Source organism: Mesorhizobium oxytropidicola, assembly GCF_056174625.1.
In genome coordinates this window covers 1,987,852-2,005,677 of sequence record NZ_CM149692.1, presented here as the reverse complement: position 1 = coordinate 2,005,677, position 17,826 = coordinate 1,987,852, and the positions used below count along the sequence as shown (strand labels likewise).

Annotated in this window: 15 protein-coding genes and 1 pseudogene; 6 read left to right on the top strand and 10 right to left on the bottom strand. The window is 63.5% G+C overall.

Annotated elements, in window-relative coordinates; all coding sequences use genetic code 11:
- Positions 1 to 33: 33 nt before the first annotated feature.
- From AC0V8S_RS10030 to AC0V8S_RS09990, 9 genes and pseudogenes are all read right to left on the bottom strand, one after another.
- Positions 34 to 1,044 (bottom strand): YncE family protein, encoded by a 1,011-nt coding sequence (locus tag AC0V8S_RS10030; protein ID WP_183463181.1) that lies wholly within the window; start codon positions 1,042 to 1,044, stop codon positions 34 to 36.
- Between the two features lie 159 nt (positions 1,045 to 1,203).
- Positions 1,204 to 1,845, bottom strand: a complete 642-nt coding sequence (locus tag AC0V8S_RS10025) for an SGNH hydrolase domain-containing protein (protein ID WP_475437583.1) — start codon at positions 1,843 to 1,845, stop codon at positions 1,204 to 1,206.
- Between the two features lie 376 nt (positions 1,846 to 2,221).
- Positions 2,222 to 3,097 (bottom strand): annotated as a pseudogene (locus tag AC0V8S_RS10020) (acyltransferase family protein); the annotation flags it as partial.
- A gap of 121 nt (positions 3,098 to 3,218) precedes the next feature.
- Positions 3,219 to 4,133 (bottom strand): hypothetical protein, encoded by a 915-nt coding sequence (locus AC0V8S_RS10015; RefSeq protein WP_475437582.1) that lies wholly within the window; start codon positions 4,131 to 4,133, stop codon positions 3,219 to 3,221.
- Positions 4,134 to 4,167: 34 nt separating this feature from the next.
- Complete coding sequence (locus AC0V8S_RS10010; RefSeq protein WP_082525739.1) at positions 4,168 to 4,314, bottom strand: hypothetical protein; 147 nt, start codon at positions 4,312 to 4,314, stop codon at positions 4,168 to 4,170.
- Between the two features lie 25 nt (positions 4,315 to 4,339).
- Positions 4,340 to 4,594, bottom strand: coding sequence for a GlsB/YeaQ/YmgE family stress response membrane protein (locus AC0V8S_RS10005; RefSeq protein WP_095199549.1), 255 nt, complete (start codon positions 4,592 to 4,594; stop codon positions 4,340 to 4,342).
- Between the two features lie 110 nt (positions 4,595 to 4,704).
- The gene (locus tag AC0V8S_RS10000) at positions 4,705 to 4,908 is read right to left on the bottom strand and encodes a hypothetical protein (RefSeq protein ID WP_475437581.1); all 204 of its coding nucleotides are present in this window, start codon (positions 4,906 to 4,908) and stop codon (positions 4,705 to 4,707) included.
- Between the two features lie 93 nt (positions 4,909 to 5,001).
- Positions 5,002 to 5,622, bottom strand: coding sequence for a ribonuclease D (locus AC0V8S_RS09995; RefSeq protein WP_258581465.1), 621 nt, complete (start codon positions 5,620 to 5,622; stop codon positions 5,002 to 5,004).
- Positions 5,623 to 5,700: 78 nt separating this feature from the next.
- The gene (locus tag AC0V8S_RS09990) at positions 5,701 to 7,086 is read right to left on the bottom strand and encodes a M20/M25/M40 family metallo-hydrolase (protein WP_475437580.1); all 1,386 of its coding nucleotides are present in this window, start codon (positions 7,084 to 7,086) and stop codon (positions 5,701 to 5,703) included.
- Positions 7,087 to 7,506: 420 nt separating this feature from the next.
- Between AC0V8S_RS09990 and polA the strand changes: the two genes are divergently transcribed.
- Complete coding sequence (gene polA / locus AC0V8S_RS09985) at positions 7,507 to 10,470, top strand: DNA polymerase I (protein WP_475437579.1); 2,964 nt, start codon at positions 7,507 to 7,509, stop codon at positions 10,468 to 10,470.
- Between the two features lie 181 nt (positions 10,471 to 10,651).
- On the opposite strand, the gene AC0V8S_RS09980 is transcribed toward polA, so the two are convergent.
- A complete protein-coding gene (locus AC0V8S_RS09980; protein ID WP_095199553.1) occupies positions 10,652 to 11,056 on the bottom strand; it encodes a Fur family transcriptional regulator in 405 nt (134 codons plus the stop codon).
- A gap of 245 nt (positions 11,057 to 11,301) precedes the next feature.
- Between AC0V8S_RS09980 and AC0V8S_RS09975 the strand changes: the two genes are divergently transcribed.
- The 5 genes from AC0V8S_RS09975 (at position 11,302) to AC0V8S_RS09955 (ending at position 17,741) form a co-directional block, all read left to right on the top strand.
- A complete protein-coding gene (locus AC0V8S_RS09975) occupies positions 11,302 to 13,503 on the top strand; it encodes a caspase family protein (protein WP_475437578.1) in 2,202 nt (733 codons plus the stop codon).
- 154 nt (positions 13,504 to 13,657) lie between these two features.
- Positions 13,658 to 14,005, top strand: coding sequence for a hypothetical protein (locus AC0V8S_RS09970; protein WP_475438597.1), 348 nt, complete (start codon positions 13,658 to 13,660; stop codon positions 14,003 to 14,005).
- Between the two features lie 31 nt (positions 14,006 to 14,036).
- Complete coding sequence (locus AC0V8S_RS09965) at positions 14,037 to 14,708, top strand: DUF4760 domain-containing protein (protein ID WP_475437577.1); 672 nt, start codon at positions 14,037 to 14,039, stop codon at positions 14,706 to 14,708.
- A 46-nt stretch (positions 14,709 to 14,754) separates the two neighbouring features.
- Entirely contained in the window at positions 14,755 to 16,017 is a 1,263-nt protein-coding gene (locus AC0V8S_RS09960; protein ID WP_475437576.1) for a WD40 repeat domain-containing protein, read from the top strand.
- Entirely contained in the window at positions 15,903 to 17,741 is a 1,839-nt protein-coding gene (locus AC0V8S_RS09955; RefSeq protein ID WP_475437575.1) for a caspase family protein, read from the top strand. The genes AC0V8S_RS09960 and AC0V8S_RS09955 overlap by 115 nt, the downstream gene beginning before the upstream one ends.
- Positions 17,742 to 17,826 lie beyond the last annotated feature (85 nt).

Genomic DNA, 17,826 nt, shown 5'->3' with positions numbered 1-17,826 from the left:
TAATTCCATGTGGGCGCAAGCGCGCTTCCGGCACTACGCCGATGCAATGGCCCCGTCTTGCCGGCAATTTTCAACCCCACCGAGTATCGACGACAGCGCGAAAAAGGCCAGCGTCTGCTCCTCGCAGGTCACCGCCACGACGCTGTTCGACCGGTCGATGTCGAGGCCTTTCGGGCCGCCTTCCTCGGGGCTGGCCCTGCCGCGCAGGAAGGTGTCCTCGTCGAGCACGGTGACCGAGCGCGCGGGCGCTCGCGGTCCCGTCCAGTCACCGTCTCCCGCATAGACATGCACCATCCGGCTGCCCGCGTCGGCGACGAGGATATGCCGGTCGTCGCCGGTGAAGCGCACGCCGTGCGGATAGCCGGCATTCTGCAGGACGCCGGCAGGTTCGGTGTCTGGTCCAAGCGACGCGGACATGCGGTAGAGTTTCACATCCTGGGTGCCGTGGCTGCTGACCGCGATCCAGCGGCCGTCATGGCTGAGGGCAATGCCGTCCGGTATATCGAGACCACGTTCCAGCAGCCGCTGGTTGCTCGTCGTGCGATAGCCGAGCCACCGGTTGACCACGTGTCGGGTGACCAGATGCGTGTAGTTGTTGCAGACCAGCAGGCTGACGCGGCCGTGCGACTCCAGCCTGACGGCAATCGAACCCGGCGAATTCAGTTTGCATAGCCGCCTGCCCTTCACCCGGCGCATGGCTGATATCGCGCGGCTTTGGCCGGCCGGTTCCTCGCGCGGCAGGCTGAAGATCGCAACCAACCCGTCGCGGTTGGCGATCGCCAGGGTGCGGTCATCGATGAAATCCAGGCCATGGATTTCGCCCATATCGTCGGATGTCAGCTCCATGAAATCGTGGATCGTGACTTCAGGGCCATCGGATCCGGCCCTGATGTCGACGCGCAGGACCAGCAGGCGCTTGCGCGCATAGCCGGCAATTGCCAGCAATCGATTGTCCGGTGAAAAGCGTAGATCCTCCGTGCGTCCGATCGCCGAAAGCGCCGCCCGCACCGCCGCGCTGACCTTGAAGGCGATCCCGGGGATCATTCGCGACCCGCCCAGGATATCGAACGATGGAAAGGACCGAGAAGTGTCTAATTGTTCCCGGTCCATCGACGACTGTTTGCCCCGCTTTGATGGTGCCGACTAAGCCCGATCGCGCCCTCGACGGTCAAGCGCAATACGGGGATTCCCAGGCCTTGACGGTCAGAGACCCGCCGCCTTCGCCAGATAGGGCGCCAGCGCCAGCGCGTAGGTCGCCGTCATATGGTGATAATCGCGCCAGACGACGATGTTGCCGACAACAGCGGCGCATGTTTCCTTGCCGCACAAGGCATCGTTCATGTCGACGACACGGACATCAGGCAATGGCGCGGCGGCGAGCGCAAACACGTTGCTTGCCTCCACTTCCTTGCGCGCGGTGATGCATTTGCCAGGGTCGGCGGCCAGGCAGTCACCGGGATCGAACTTGACGAAGGGCGTGTTGCGGATGGCGATGATCTTCACACCCGCTTTGTTCAACTCGCTCCAGATGCTGCGCAGGCCTTCGATCATCGCCGGCTCCGGCGTGTCGGAGTAGCGCGACTGGCTGGTGAACATCAGCTCGGGCCGCAGCTTGCCGATCTCGGCCAGCACATTGTCGCGCCATTGCGCACAGGCTTCATAGGGCTTGCCGTTTTCCGTCACCGCGGCGCGAGTAAAGGGGCAAGCCGCCTTGGTGAAGGTGACCAGTTTCCATCTGTGGTCCCTGGCGATCTTGTCGATAGCGGGAACCCATTGCGCCACGTGCGAGTCGCCGGTGACCACAATGGTCCGGCTTCCCTCGGAATCGCCAAGCTGGCAGCCCACCGGCTCCGTGCTGTCCTGCTCCTGATGGCATTTTCAGGCGGTAGACGACCGGCACGTCGCGCTTCAGCTTGCCAAGCGGCGGCAGCAGCTCGACACCGCCCGGAACCGCGGCATTGGCCAGCAGCGCCGCGGGACCTGGATAGTTCGGGGTTCCGATCAGGCTGATGTCGACGCCTTGACGGTCCAGTGCATAGCCAAGCCCACCGGACGCTATCACGCAGACGGCAATCGCAGCCGAACCGTAGGCCAAGGGGCGCCATTCTGTCCGCGATTGCGGCCGGCGGTACCGCTGTTCGACATAGCGGTATGACAGCTCCGAGATGCCGAGCGTCAGCGCAATCAGCCCAAGCCCCGCAAGCACTCCGACAGCGGGGCGATCTGCCGTGTAGAAGACAATCAGCGGCCAGTGCCAGAGATAGATCGAATAGGAGCGGTCGCCGACATAGCGCAGGATCGTGACGTCGAGGCCGCGCAACCGGCCAAGCCTGATATCGCCAGCCGCTATGACCAGCACGGCGCCCAGCGTCGGCAGCAAGGCGTGGAAGCCGGGAAACGGTGTCGAGGCGGAAAACAGCAACGCCGAAACTACGATGGCGCCGATGCCTGCCGCCGCCATCGCAAGGCGCAACGGCGCGGCCAGCGGGAACCGGCCGCCGGCCAGCGCCGGCAGCCCGCCCAGTGCCAGTTCCCAGAGGCGGGTATGGGTGACGAAATAGGCCCAGGCCGGATCGGCTTGGGTCACGACCACCGAGGCCGCCAGGGATCCGGCGAAAACAAGGGCCAGTGCGACCAGCAATGCAGCCTTCGGGGATCGCCCGAGACGCCGGGCAAGCCAGATCACTGCCGCCATCAGCAACGGCCAGACGATATAGAACTGCTCCTCGATCGACAGCGACCAGTAGTGTTGCACCGGGCTTGGCGTTTCCGCCGCCCCGAGATAGTTGACCGCCTGCAAGGCAAGCCGCCAGTTCTGCACATAGAGCGCGCTGGCCGCGACCTGGATGGCCGTCTCTTCCCATCGCGCCTTGGACAGAAACAACAGCGTCCCGGCGAGCGTGACGAGAAGGGCCAGGACCGCCGCCGGCAACAGCCGCCGCACCCGCGACGAATAGAATGTGACCAGCCAGGCGCGGCCGCCGGCTGTCGCCATGCGGGCAAGCAGACCGGTGATGAGAAAGCCCGAGATGACGAAAAACACGTCCACCCCGACATAGCCGCCGGGAAGAACCGTGGGCCAGAGATGGAAAACCACCACCAGGGCGACGGCAACGCCGCGCAACCCCTGGATTTCGGGGCGCCAGCCATGCTCCTCGCTTCTATCGATCAAGGCTGCCCGCCATCTGGAAATCGAGCGATGTGATGACCCCCATTTTTCAGATCGGCTCGAACGTCACATCCGGCTGGTCAGGACCACCGGCTTGCCGCAGCAGGGCAACCAGGTGTTCGCGCCTGTCGACCGGCTGTTTTCGCCAGTTCGAGGCATTCGTTACATGCAGCCAGCCATCAACCACCATGAAAAAGTCCTCATGCTGATCATCTCCCTCGCCGAAGCGAAGCAAGCTGTTCTGCGTGAACCTGACCGACGCCGGATCTATCGACCGGTAAAGCAGCGGCCAGTTGCCGCCGCCGGAATCCATATGAAACCTGTAGCTCGGGGCGAAATCCAGCGGTCGCCGCAGCAGGCTTCCGTCGAAGAAGCAGAAGCCAGGCCATAGGAACCAGCCGCCCGGCGTCGGCGTGTCGTGCCGCATACTGCCATAGAGGCTCTTGCCTTCAAGCCGGTCACGGATCGAAAACGGTCCCGTCGGAAAGATATCATGGTCGATGAAGCCGAAGAGCTTCGGCCCGAAGCCAGTCATGAAATTCCGCACGATCCAGTTGAGTGCCTGGCCATGCGATCTGCTGACGACAAGCCTGTTCCTCGGCAAGGCGACATAAGGCACGTGCTGGCGACGGCAGAGGTCGCGGATGGCGTCCCTTGCCTCCTCCTTCTTGCTGTTGTCAAAGACGATGTAGCTCTCGTGCTCGGCCAGGTATCGGCGCACGAGATGGATTTGCCATGCGATCACATCGGGCCGGTTGAAGGCGACGCTGGCGACGACCGCGTTGCGAAACGCTTGCTGTCGCCCCTGCAATTCACTGACCGGCGCGGATGTCCTCAGGAAGCGAAAAGTCCGCCAGCGATAGCGTAGCAACGCCTCGCGTCGTGGCGGCCTGTTCAGCCGCTCCCATTCCGCAATGGAAATCCTGGGCGGATTTTCACCTTCCGGCGCGTCGGAAGCCCCCATAGCGCGCTCCTGCATCCGCCAATTATCGGCAGGCTCAGTTCTGCTGGATCGAAATGCCCTTGTCGTCGATCTTGAGTTCGACGCCTTTCGGCTTCGTCTGCTCGCGGTAGACATAGATGCCGAGAGCAATGACCACGACGACGAGCGCGCCAATGAGGAGATAGAGTGTGTTCTGCTTCATGGCGCGCTCTTTCGGTTGCCGAGCCTCACGCTCGCTTCAGGACCTTGACCAGCACCAAAAGGATGATGGCGCCGATCGTGGCGTGGATGATGGAAGCGAGAATGCCGCCGCCGATGGAAAAGCCGATCCGCGGCAACAGCCAGCCGGCGATAAACGCGCCGACGATGCCGACGATAATGTTGCCGATCAGGCCGAAGCCGAAACCGGAAACGATGAGACCGGCGAGCCAGCCGGCGATGGCACCGATGATGATGAAGACGAGAAGGCTTTCGACACCCATAACGATTTCCTCCGAGCAAAAGCGCGATGGCGGAGCGGAAGGCTCCGAATCGGCCCCGATATCAACGGCTTCAAGCTATTCGAAAGCAGCTGGCCTCGCCAGCTTCGCGCTCACTGGTCGTCATCGTCACCGGCAGTGGGCCGCCAGCTGGTCGGTTCGACCTTCTTTTGCGTGTGGCTGTCGGTATAGACCCACCAGCCGCCATCGCGATATTGCGCGATGGATTCGTTCACGACGCCGTCGCTGTCTTTCCACATGACAGAAACCTTGGAGCCGTCTGTCGGCGCTGTCGATATCGGCTTTCGGTCGGCCATCCAATCCCCCATTGAGCCGTTAACCTGCGCCGACAAAACGCGGCGGCCGGCATCTGGTTCCAGCCGGCCACCGACCAGGAGGGTTTCAAGCCATCAGCTGTGAGCGAAGATATCCTCTTCGTCCCAGCCCATCAGGTCAAGCTTGGCCCGCGTCGGCAGGAAGCGGAAGCAGGCATCAGCCTCCTTGGTCCGCCCCTCGCGCGCCAGCCGCCCGGCCAGCACATCGCGCAACCGGTGCAGATAGAGCACGTCGGACGCGGCATATTCGAGCTGTTCGGGCGACAGCGTCTCGGCCGCCCAGTCCGATGATTGCTGCGCCTTGGAGAGGCCGACGCCGAGAAGCTCGAAGCAGATGTCCTTCAGCCCGTGCCGGTCGGTATAGGTGCGGGTCAGCCGCGAGGCGATCTTGGTGCAGAACACCGGTTCGGGCATTACCCCGAACGCGTTGTAGAGCACGGCAAGGTCAAACCGGCCGAAATGGAACAGCTTCGTCACGTTGCGGTTCTTCAGCAGGCTGACGAGGTTTGGCGCCTTCTTCTGGCCCGGTGCGATCTGGATGACATCGGCGCTGCCGTCGCCAGGCGAGATCTGCACCACGCACAACCGGTCGCGATGCGGGTTCAGCCCCAGCGTTTCCGTATCGATGGCCACCGCCTCGACATTGTAATGCGAAAGGTCGGGCAAATCATGCTTGTGGAAACGGATGTCGGCCATTGTCTTCTCCGGTCGCGGCGTTCCCCGTCCTCGCCGCGATCCGGTGAAAAATCAACAAGAAAACGACTTTTCCGCCGCTCAGCGCGTCAGCGCATCCAGAATACGCGCCCAGGAGCGCTGGCCCTTGTGGAAGGAGGAGAGCTCATATTTCTCGTTGGGTGAGTGGATGCGGTCATCGTCGAGGCCGAAGCCGACCAGCAGCGATTCCATGCCAAGATAGGTCTGGAAGTCGCCGACGACGGGGATCGAGCCGCCGCTGCCGGTCGTCACCGCCGGCTTCGGCCATTCGTCCGACAGCGCGTTCTTGGCCTTGGCCAGGAATGGCGAGTCGTAGGAAAGCTGGATTGCCGGCGAGCCGCCATGCGGATGGAATTCGACCGAACAGTCGGCCGGAATGCGGTCCTTGACGAATTGCTGGAAGGCCGCGCGGATCTTGGCTGGATCCTGCTTGTGGACGAGGCGGAACGACACTTTCGCCGAGGCTTCCGCGGCGATCACCGTCTTGAAGCCCTTGCCGGTATAGCCACCGATGATGCCGTTGAACTCGGCCGTCGGCCGCGCCCAGGTCAATTCCAGCACCGAGCGACCCTTTTCGCCCGACGGGATGGACAGGCCGACAGGCCCGAGGAAGGTCTCGGTCGTCTCGCCAAGCGTCTCCCAGGATTTCAGCACCTGCGTCGGCGTTTCCTCGACACCGTCATAGAAACCCGGAATGGTGATGTGGCCATCCTTGTCGTGGATGTCGGCCAGCACCTTGGCCAGGATGCGGATCGGATTGGCGGCGGCGCCGCCATAGAGGCCGGAATGCAGGTCGCGGTCGGCGGCCTTGACCGTGATCTCCTCGCCGACCAGCCCGCGCAGTGCCACACAGATCGACGGCGTGTCGCGGTCCCACATACCGGTATCGCAGACCAGCGCGAAGTCGGCCTTGAGCTCCTCGGCATTGGCCTCGAGGAACGGTTTCAGCGACGGCGAACCGGACTCCTCCTCGCCTTCGAACAGGATGGTGACACGGCACGGCAGATTGCCATGCACCTGTTTCCAGGCGCGGCAAGCCTCGACAAAAGTCATCAGCTGGCCCTTGTCGTCGGCAGAGCCGCGCCCGGTGATCACCTTATGCTCAGGCCCAACCTCCTTCACCGCCGGCGCGAACGGATCGCTTTCCCACAATTCGATCGGGTCGACCGGCTGCACGTCGTAATGGCCATAGAACAGCACATGCGGCGCGCCTGCCGGCCCCTCATGATGCGCAACCACCATCGGGTGGCCTGGCGTGTCGCGCACGCTGGCATCGAAGCCGATCAGCTTGAGCTCCGCCACCAGCCATTCCGCCGCCTTGCGGCAGTCGGCGGCATAGGCCGGATCGGTGGAGATCGACTTGATCCTGAGCAGGCCGAACAGGCGTTCCAGGCTCTGGTCGAGATTCTTGTCGAGACGGTCGAGAACGGGGGAAACTGCGGACATTTGGCAAGCCTTTCGATTCAGTGCCGGAACCGTAAAGGCAGAGCGGCGAAACGAAAAGCCCGGGACCATTGGACCACGGCGCCAGTCGGCTGCCGCGAGGCAAAAAGACCGCCGTGGTGGAGGGGGAACCACGGCGGCCTCATACTCGAAACGATGCGGCAGCCCGGAGAGGGGGGATAGGCTGCCGCAATTGTCCGGGATAGGCGGGGGACGGGCCTTGCTCCGGACTTCGGCGAAAACTGCCGATAACGTGTATTTGGGTCTCCGAACGTGGCGATTCAAGGGCATCAACGTTACACTTTTGTAACGTGCTCGTGAGCGGGCTTATAGAACCCCAATCTGTCAGGGTGTTGCCGGAACCGATACCTGGCGGTGTCTTTGGCATGGACCAAGCCATCGCGCCGCGCTATCCCTGCCGGCATGAAAAAAGGCGATCATCTCTTCCTCATCGACGGTTCCGGCTACATCTTCCGGGCCTATCACGCACTGCCGCCGCTGACCCGCAAATCCGATGGCCTTCCGGTCGGTGCCGTTTCCGGTTTCTGCAACATGCTGTGGAAGCTGATGCAGGATGCCCGCAACACCGATGTAGGCATTGTGCCGACGCATTTCGCGGTCATTTTCGATTATTCCTCGAAAACCTTCCGCAACGAGCTCTACCCCGAATACAAGGCCAACCGTTCGGCGCCGCCGGAGGACCTGATCCCGCAATTCGGCCTGATCCGCCAGGCGACCAAGGCCTTCAACCTGCCCTGCATCGAGATGGAAGGCTTCGAGGCCGACGATCTCATCGCCACCTATTGCCGGCTGGCCCGCGAAGCCGGCGGCGACACCACCATCATCTCCTCCGACAAGGACTTGATGCAGCTGGTCGGCGACACGGTCGGCATGTACGACCCGATGAAGGACCGTCAGATCGGCATCCCCGAGGTCATCGAGAAATGGGGCGTGCCGCCGGAGAAGATGGTCGACCTGCAGGCGCTGACCGGCGATTCCGTCGACAATGTACCCGGCGTGCCCGGCATCGGGCCGAAGACGGCGGCGCAACTGCTGGAGCAGTTTGGCGACCTCGACGGACTGCTGGCCCGCGCCGGCGAGATCAAGCAGGACAAAAGGCGCGAATCGATCATCGCCAACACCGACAAAGCGCTGATCTCGCGCCAGCTGGTGACGCTGAAGAACGACGTGCCGGTGACCGACGGGCTGGACGATTTCGTCCTGCATGCGCCGGACGGGCCGAAGCTGATCGGCTTCCTCAAGACCATGGAATTCACCTCGCTGACCCGCCGCGTGGCGGAAGCGACCAGCACCGAGGCCGGCGACGTCCAGGCCGTCGCCGTGACGGTCGAACGCGCCGATAACGCGCACGGCCCTGATGTCGGCGCCGGAGCGCCAGTTGTGGCCCGCAACGGTGCCGAGCCGGGCCAGGCCAACGGCGCGGCAACCACGACAGCCACGACGGACGTGGCAAAGCAAGGCGACACCCCTTCCCTGCTCTCAGCGTTGCGGCTGGAGCGTGCGGCCACCGGCAAAATCGACACGGCGGCCTATCCCTGCATTCGCGATATCGCGACGCTGAAAGCCTGGGTCGCCGAGGCGCGCGAGGCTGGCATCACCGCCTTCGACGTCAGGGCGACGTCGGGTGATCCGATGCAGGCCGAACTGATCGGCATGGCAATCGCCACAGCGCCCGGCCGCGCTGCCTACATTCCCTTCGCCCACAAGAGCGGCAATGGTGACCTGCTCGGCGGCGGCACGCTCGAAAACCAGATCCCGCTTCGCGAGGCGCTGGCCGTGCTGAAACAGCTGCTCGAGGACAGATCGGTCCTCAAGATCGCGCAGAACCTGAAATACGATCTGGTCATCATGAGCCGCTACGGCATCGATGTCGCGCCGTTCGACGACACCATGCTGATCTCCTACGTGCTCGATGCCGGTACCCCGCACGGTCATGGCATGGACGCACTGGCCGAGAAATGGCTTGGCCACACCCCGCTCCAGCTCAAGGACGTGACCGGCTCCGGCAAGAGCTCGGTCGGTTTCGACCAGGTCGACATCGACAGGGCGACGGCGCACGCCGCCGAGGACGCCGATGTGACGCTGCGGCTCTGGCTGGTGCTGAAGCCACGGCTTGCCGCCAAGGGGCTGGTCTCGGTCTATGAGCGGCTGGAACGGCCGCTGGTGCCGGTGCTGGCGCGCATGGAACAGCGCGGCATTTCGGTCGACCGGCAGATCCTGTCCAGGCTGTCGGGTGAACTGGCGCAGGGCGCTGCCCGCCTGGAAGAGGAAATCTACCAGCTCATCGGCGAGCGCATCAACATCGGCTCGCCCAAGCAGCTCGGCGACATCTTGTTCGGTCGCATGGGCCTGCCCGGCGGTTCCAAGACCAAGACCGGCCAATGGTCGACCTCGGCGCAGCTGCTGGAAGACCTCGCCGCCGAGGGCCACGAACTGCCGCGCAAGATCGTCGACTGGCGCCAGCTGACCAAGCTGAAGTCGACCTATACCGATGCGCTGCCCGGCTTCATCCATCCGGATACCAAACGCGTCCACACCTCCTATGCGCTCGCCGCGACGACGACAGGCCGGCTGTCGTCCTCCGACCCGAACCTGCAGAACATTCCGGTGCGCACCGCCGAAGGCCGCAAGATCAGGACCGCCTTCATCGCCGACAAGGGCAACCGGCTGGTTTCGGCCGACTACAGCCAGATCGAACTGCGTGTGCTTGCCCATGTCGCCGAAATCCCGCAATTGCGGCAGGCCTTCGCCGACGGCGCCGACATCCACGCCATCACCGCGTCGGAAATGTTCAACGTGCCCGTCGAAGGCATGCCTTCCGAGATCCGCCGCCGCGCCAAGGCGATCAATTTCGGCATCATCTACGGCATCTCGGCCTTCGGTCTCGCCAACCAGCTGTCGATCCCGCGCGAGGAAGCCAGCAACTACATCAAGAAATACTTCGAGCGCTTCCCCGGCATCCGCGACTATATCGAGGAAACCAAGGCCTATGCCCGCGAGCACGGCTTCGTCGAAACCATCTTCGGCCGCCGCATCCACTATCCTGATATCAGGTCGTCCAACCCGTCGCTGCGCGCGTTCAACGAGCGCGCCTCGATCAATGCCCGCCTGCAAGGCACCGCCGCCGACATCATCCGCCGCGCCATGGTGCGCATGGAGGAAGCGCTGGACAAGGCGAAACTATCGGCCCGCATGCTCCTGCAGGTGCATGACGAACTGATCTTCGAAACGATCGAGGCCGAAGTCGAGGCGACGATCCCCGTCGTGCGCCATGTCATGGAGAACGCCGCGATGCCGGCCGTATCGATGTCGGTGCCGCTGCACGTCGACGCGCGTGCCGCGAACAACTGGGATGAGGCGCATTAGCGCCAACTTCGTCATCCTCGGGCTTGACCCGAGGATCCATGCCGGGACCTCACTCGAAAATCGCGGCGGAGCAGAACTTGAGTTCTGCATCGCTGCAACACGTCCATGTCACGGAATGGATACCAGGGTCTGCGCGCGTCGCTTCGCTCCTTGCTTCGCCCTGGTATGACGAAGCGAAGGCTTAGGCAGCCTCAGCCCGGCACTTTGCACATACGCCGCGAAATTCGATCACCGCCTTCTTGGCGGCGAAGCCGGTCGAACTGACCCATTCGTTCAGCCGGTGGTCGACGTCGTGATCGGACATCTCCGTCACCTGCCCGCAAGTGTCGCAGATGGCGAAGGCGGTCATTGAATGGCTGTGGTCGTGCGGTTCGGCGCAGGCAACGAAGGAATTGATGCTTTCCAGCCGGTGCACGAAGCCGGACTTCACCAGCGTGTCGAGCGCCCGATAGACTTGCAGCGGCGCGCGAAAACCGCGCTCGCGCAGCTGGTCAAGCAAGGTGTAGGCGCTGAGCGGCCCGCTGGCGGCCTCGAGTTTCTCGAGCACGCACACCTGGTTTTTCGTCAGCACATCCCTTGCCGCCATGGTTCTGTTCCAACTTGTCCTGCGCCGTCCCCGGGCTGTTTGCCCGTGCAAACCGCCTGGTCCCAATCAGATAGCGACGAACCGTCGTCTTTGCTACTCTTCTGTTGTTGTCCCGGGCCGATCGATGACGTGCCGGCACATTTGACGATGATAGGGTTGATGGCGCAGCGACATTCAAAATACTGACAAAATCCTCGACGAGGGTGGTTTCGCTTGGGAAATTCGACCGGGCTTGGGGAAGCGATATGATCAAATTGACACGCCGGACGCTGCTTGTCGGCACGTCCGCGCTGATGGCGACCGGTACGGTATCGTTCCGGGCACTGGCGGCATCGCGCACATATCATGCGCTGCTGGTCGCCTGCACTGAATATCCTGCCCTGCCGCAGAGGAACTGGTTGATCGGGCCGAAGAACGATGCCGGCCTGGTGCACGAGTATCTGCTGAAGAACGTGCCCGACCCGGTGCGGTTTGCACCCGAAAACGTCACGCTGCTTGCCAAGGACGTGCCCGGAGCCAATGGCTTGCCGACCCATGCGGCGATAAAGGCGGCGCTCGCTGACCTGGCGGCCAAGGTTCAGCGTGACGATTTCGTCTATCTGCATCTGTCCGGCCATGGCGCCCAGCAGCCTGAAAGGGTCAAGGGCGACGAGACCGACGGGCTCGACGAGATTTTCCTGCCGGTCGACATCGAGAAATGGATAAACCGCGACGCCGGCGTGCCGAACGCGCTGGTCGACAATGAGATCGGCGATGCGCTCGACGCCATCCGCAACAAGGGCGCTTTCGTCTGGGCCGTCTTCGACTGCTGCCATTCCGGCACCGCGACTCGCGCCGTCGAGGTCGACGACGAGCTGGAACGCAAGGTTGAGTTCGCCGACCTGGTAGGCGGCGACGAGGCTGCCAGGGCGGCCGCCATCAAGACCTATGAGGACACGGTCGCAGGCGCTTCGCGCGGCCTCGACGAGAATGGCGCGCGCAAGCCGGCCTTCAACCTGACGCCGACCGGCGGCGAGCCGATCACCAAGGGCAAGCTGGTCGCCTTCTACGCCGCGCAGACGGTGGAGACGACGCCGGAGATGCCGTTGCCCAAGGGCACGACGGATGCGCCGCGCTTCGGCCTGTTCACCTTCACCATCCTGTCGAAACTGGCGGAGAATCCAAACGTCACTTATCGCCAGCTTGGTCAGGCTGTGCTGCAGCAATATTCAGCCGACAGCCGCACCCGGCCGACACCGCTGTTCGAGGGCGAACTCGACGCGCGCGTCTTCGGCACTGACAAGACCGACGCCGTCATGCAGTGGCCCATCGTCGTCAAGGACGGCGAGGCGACGATCGGCGCCGGCCTGCTGCATCGCCTCACGCCGGGCAGCAAGCTCGCCATCCTGCCGTCGGCGCTGTCGTCGCTGTCCGACGCGGTCGGCTATCTGGAAGTGCAATCGGCCAAGAACCTGGAGAGCCACGTCAAGCCGGTCGAGTTCGAAAAGAAGCCGGCACTCAAGCTCACCGACATTCCCGCCAACGCCTATGCACGGGTGGCGGAGATCGCCGTCGATTACAAACTTGCCGTCGCGCGGCCGGCCGCGACCAAGGGACTGGAGAAGGAAACCGAGCTGGTCAATTCGGTTCTCGACGAGCTGGCCGCGGCCAAGGAGACCGGCTTCAACATCGAGCTGGTCGATCCCGGCAAGAGCGCCGAGCTGCGCTTCGCGGTGATGCGTGAGAATGCGATTACAGGCGCCGCTGGGGACGCCTCCGACAAGCCGGCGCTGTGGTTCCTGCCGGCATCGGGCGACGTGACCCTGAAGGACGGCAGCAAGCCGCCGCTGATCATCATCCATCCGGACGACCGCCAGAAGCTGGTCGACGCCACGACCAGGAATTTGCGCACCATCTTCCGCGCCACCGGGCTGTCGCGGCTGGCGGCGGCCTCCGACTACAAGCCCGAGGATGTCGACGTCCAGTTCCAGGTCAAGCGCCGCGACAAGGATGGGCTTGAACCGTTGCAGGCTTCCGCTGTGCCGCGCGTCTCGCCGGGGGACGAGGTGCATGTGCTGGCCAAGAACAGCTCGGACCAGCTGGTCGACATCAACGTGCTCTATGTCGGCAGCGACTATTCGATCACCCACATTGTTGCCGAGCGTCTCGCCCCGCAAGCCACGCTGGAGGAAGGGTTGCTCGCCTTCACCGACACCAGCTTCGGCATGGAGCGGATGATCGCGGTGCTGACCGAGGCGCCGCCGGAGAGCGAGAAGGAGGATCTGAGCTTCCTGGCGCAGGACGGCGTCGCGTCGATGACGCGCGGGCTCGGCCCCGCCAGCTTCTCCGACATGCTCGCCGATATCGGCGCGGCGCCGCCGACCCGTTCGGTGATGCGGCTTGCCGACAAGAGCGGCCCGAAGGGCGCGGTGATGATCTTCCCGATGGAGACGGTGCCGCGCGCCTGAGTTCGGGCGCCGGACAGCACGGCCCGGTATCGCCGGCCCTTGCGCGATTGGCGCGATATGAGAACATTCCCGGCCGCAGCCATGGCGCATGATGGCCGGACAAAAGCAGATAGGATCGATTGTGCAGAATTCCGTATTTTCCTGGCGCGGGGCGGTGGTCGGCTTGGCCGGCAGCCTGTTGCTGATCGCCAGCGCTTCGGCAGAGGACGCTTGCGGCCTGTGCGTCAAGCAGATCGTCACCAACTCGGAACTGGCGACCTGTTTTCTTGATCAGTACGACCAGATCGCCAAAAGCAACAGCAACGCTGTCGTGGTCGATCTCTCAAGCTGTGCCTCGCGCGGCATCGTCGAGGCATTGCCATCACCGACAAAGGCGCCTGCGGAACCGGACGTGCAGTTCATGGTTTCGCGCCCGCAACTGCAGTGCCTGAAGAAGCAGCTGGAGACGCCGGGCATCGTGCTTGATCCCTCCGCCACCATCCAACTGGACAACTGCAAATGAAGAAGCCGGGGGCACGACAAAGCAGGCAGAGGTGGCAGCGCCCGCCAAGGCGCCGGCGGCGAAGCAGACACTGCCGGAAACCACCGAAGGCTTTCCCTGGCCAAGCAGCCATGAGATCAAGAAGGAGAGCAATCCCTTCACCGATCGCGATTGGCGCATGCTGGTCTATGCCTGGTCGGGCTTGCTGGTGCGTTTCGCCATCATCTTCACACTGGCATTCTCGGTCTATCAGTTCCTGGCCAACCAGGAGCAGAAGCGCGTCGAGCAGACCATGTCGCTGGTCGAGCTCTGGGAAACCAAGGACTACCAGCAGGCGCAGCGGGCATTGAAAGACCGTCTCGCGGCACTCAATGCCAAATACGACAATCTGCTCAGCGCCAATCCCTCGCCGACCGAGGAACAGGTGTTCCGTCAGCGCATCGGCATCGAGGCGATGACCGCCTCCGGTGGCGACATGCCGCTCGCCGACTTCAACGAGAATTTCGACCGCATCGTCTATTTCCTCAACCGCCTGTCCTTCTGCGTCGACGGCAACCTGTGTTCGCGCAAGGTGACCGATGCCTATTTCCGCGACTACGCCGTCTCGTTCTGGAGTTATTTTGCCGGCTATGTCGACAAGCAGCGCAAGGGTGGTTCGCCGACTTTCGCCACGGCGATTGAAGCCTATGTGCGCAACGGGCAACCGGCGGCCGACGCCAAATAGCGATGGAAAACGCCCGGGTCAGCGTCCGCCTCATGCGTGCCTGCAGGTGGCTGGCCATGGCTGGAGCTTTGGTCACGGCCTCGGCCGTCCGTGCCGAGGACGCCCGGATTTCCATCTCGACCTCGACACTGGCGGCCATACCGCACGGATCGCCGACCTCGCCTTCACACCTGATGGCGAGGATCTGGTCTCGGCATCCGACGACAAGACCATCCGCATCTGGGACTGGCAAAGCGGTGTGACGCTGCGCACCATCCGCGGCTATCTCGGCAATGGCAACGACGGCAAGATCTTCACGGTCGCGGTCTCGCCGGACGGCAAGACGATCGCCGCCGGCGGCTATTTCGGCGCTGGCCTCGGCGACAAGCCGCCCTATGGCGACATCAGACTGTTCGACTTCGCCACCGGCAAGATGAAGGCCGTGCTCAAGGCCGCCGACTACGCGACCTATGACCTCGCTTTCTCTCCCGATGGCAAGGCGCTGGCTGCCGGCGGTGCTGATGGCGTCGTCTATCTCTGGAAACAGGACGACAAGGCCACGTCAGGCTGGACGCTGGACAAGAAGTTCGATGCCGATTCCTGGCACATCGACAAGCTGGCCTTCGCCGCGGGAGGAACCCGGTTGGCGGCAACGACGACCGACAACGGCATCCGGCTGTGGGACGTCACCAAGGGCGAGGAGATCGCCTTGCCGGCTGATGCCGAGCCATTGCGGGACATCAGCGTCATGGCGCTGGCGGCCTCGCAGGACGGTAGCCTGTTCGCCACCGGCAGCAAGGACGGCCAGGTCCAGCTCTGGCGCGCCGCCGACGGCACGCTGGTGCGTGCCATGCCGAAGCAGGACTTTCTCATCGGCTCGCTAACCTTCGCCAAGGGATCGCTTCTGGTCGCCTCCTGCGGCTATCGCTGCGCCGACAAGCATCGCTCTGTCGTCTGGAACACCGACAGCGGCGAGAAGCTGCTCGACTACGGCGGCCATGACGGCACGGTCTATGCCGGCGCCGCCAATGCCGACGGCTCGCTGGTGGCGACCGCCGGCGGCACCCGCAACGCTATCCAGGTCTGGGATCCGGCGACCGGCGAACGCAAGGCCTTGCTGCAAGGGGTGGGAGAGCCTGTAACCGCCATCGGCATCGATGCGGTAAACGGCATCATCGCCTGGGGCAATGCCAACCCCTGCCCCGAGCGCGTCGCTTGCCCGGAGCAGTTGGGCGCATTGGACAAAAGGCTGGAACTGCCCACCACCGAACGGTTCTTCGAGAATCCGCAGCCGTTGACGGAGCCGGGCTCCTTGCCCGCGCCGCGCTGAGCGACGGCGAGTGGTCGCTGCATGCCACAGCCGGCGGCAAGGACGCGCTGGAAAACGCGGTGCTGGAGATCGCCAATGGCGGCAAGGTGGTGCGCTCGATCGAGAACGACGCCACCAACGGCTTTGTCCATTCCGCCTTCACGCTGATCGACAACGGGCTTGGGCTGATCACCGGCGGCAATGACGGCACGCTGCTCGAATACAAGGCCGCGACCGCCAGGATTGCCGGCGAATTCACCGGCCATACCGGCGAAATCAACGCCATGGTCGCCTCAGAGAAAGCCGGCCTTCTGGTCACCGGCAGTGCCGACCAGACGCTGAGGCTGTGGAACCTGAAGACGCACGAGCTGATCGTGTCGATGTTCTTTGCCGGGTCGCAATGGATCGCCTGGATGCCGCAGGGCTACTACTATTCCTCTGACGAGGGCGACAAGCTGATCGGCTGGCACGTCAACCAGGGCCGCGACCATGAAGGCCGCTTCATCCGCGCCGGCCAGCTGAAGAAATATCTCTGGAGCCCGGAAATGGTGCGCAGGGCGATCATCCTGCGCAGTGCCAAGCAGGCGGTCAAGGAGATGCGGCCCGGCGTCGACAATGAGCTGCAGAAGCTGTTGCAACGCAAGCCGCCGGAGTTCGGCATCCGCCTTGCCGACGACCAGAGCAAGGTCCGCGACGGTTATGTCGCCGTTGAGATCACAGGCGCCAAGGAGGCGGGCGCCGATGTCGCCGGTTTTTCGATCCTGTCGAACAGCCGCAATGTCGGCGACATCGCCACACGTTCGGCCGACGGCAGCAAGACAACAGTCGAGGTGCCGGTCGAGGATGGCCAAAACACCATCCGCATCACCGGCATCAACGAATATGGCTATCTGACCGAGCGCAGCGTGACGGCGCTGGCGAGGAGGACCGAGAAGGCCGAGGCCAGGGGCAAGCTCTATGTCGCCGTCATCGGCGTCGACAAATATCCGTTCCTGACCGACGCCTGTTCCGGCCATGCCTGCGATTTGCGCTACCCCGTCGACGACGCCACCGAATTCCTCAAAGTGGTCGCACAGAAATCGGCGCCTTTGTTCTCATCGATGGAGACGCTGGTTCTGGTCAACCGCGAGGCGCTCGACGAAAGCCCCGACAAGGCCCAGCAGACCTACACGGTCGCCAGCGCCGACAACATCATGGAGCCGGACTCGCACACGATCGACGACCAGCTCGCCGATTTCCTCGACAAGCCTGGCGAACACGACACCACCATCATTTTCGTCGCCGGCCATGGCATCAACATCGACGAGGACTACTATTTCATCCCGACCGATGGCCGCAAACAGGATGCCGACCGCTGGAAGCGTTCGTCACTTGTCGATTGGGGTGATATCCAGAAATCGGTCGAACGGGCCAAGGGCATGCGCTTCATGCTGCTCGACACCTGCCACGCCGCCAATGCCTTCAACCCGCGCCTGGAAAAGGATGCGCGGGACGCGCGCATCGTCGTGTTCTCCGCCACCGCGGCCAACAACACCGCCGCCGAATTGCCGGAGCTCGGCCACGGCGTCTTCACCTATTCGATCCTCGAAGGCCTGCGCGGCAAGGCGCGGACATCCGACGGCGGCGTGACGCTGTTCGGGCTCGCCGATTTCATCTCGCGCGAAGTGGTGCGGCTGACCGCGTCGAAGCAGAAGCCGTTCTATTATGTCGGCGGCGTGGAGAACATCGTGTTGGCCGAGCCGTGATAACCCGCCTGCTGACGGTCATCATCTTCTCTCTGGTTCTCGGCGGCACGGCACAGGCCGCCCCGATCGTCTGCCCACCCGGTAG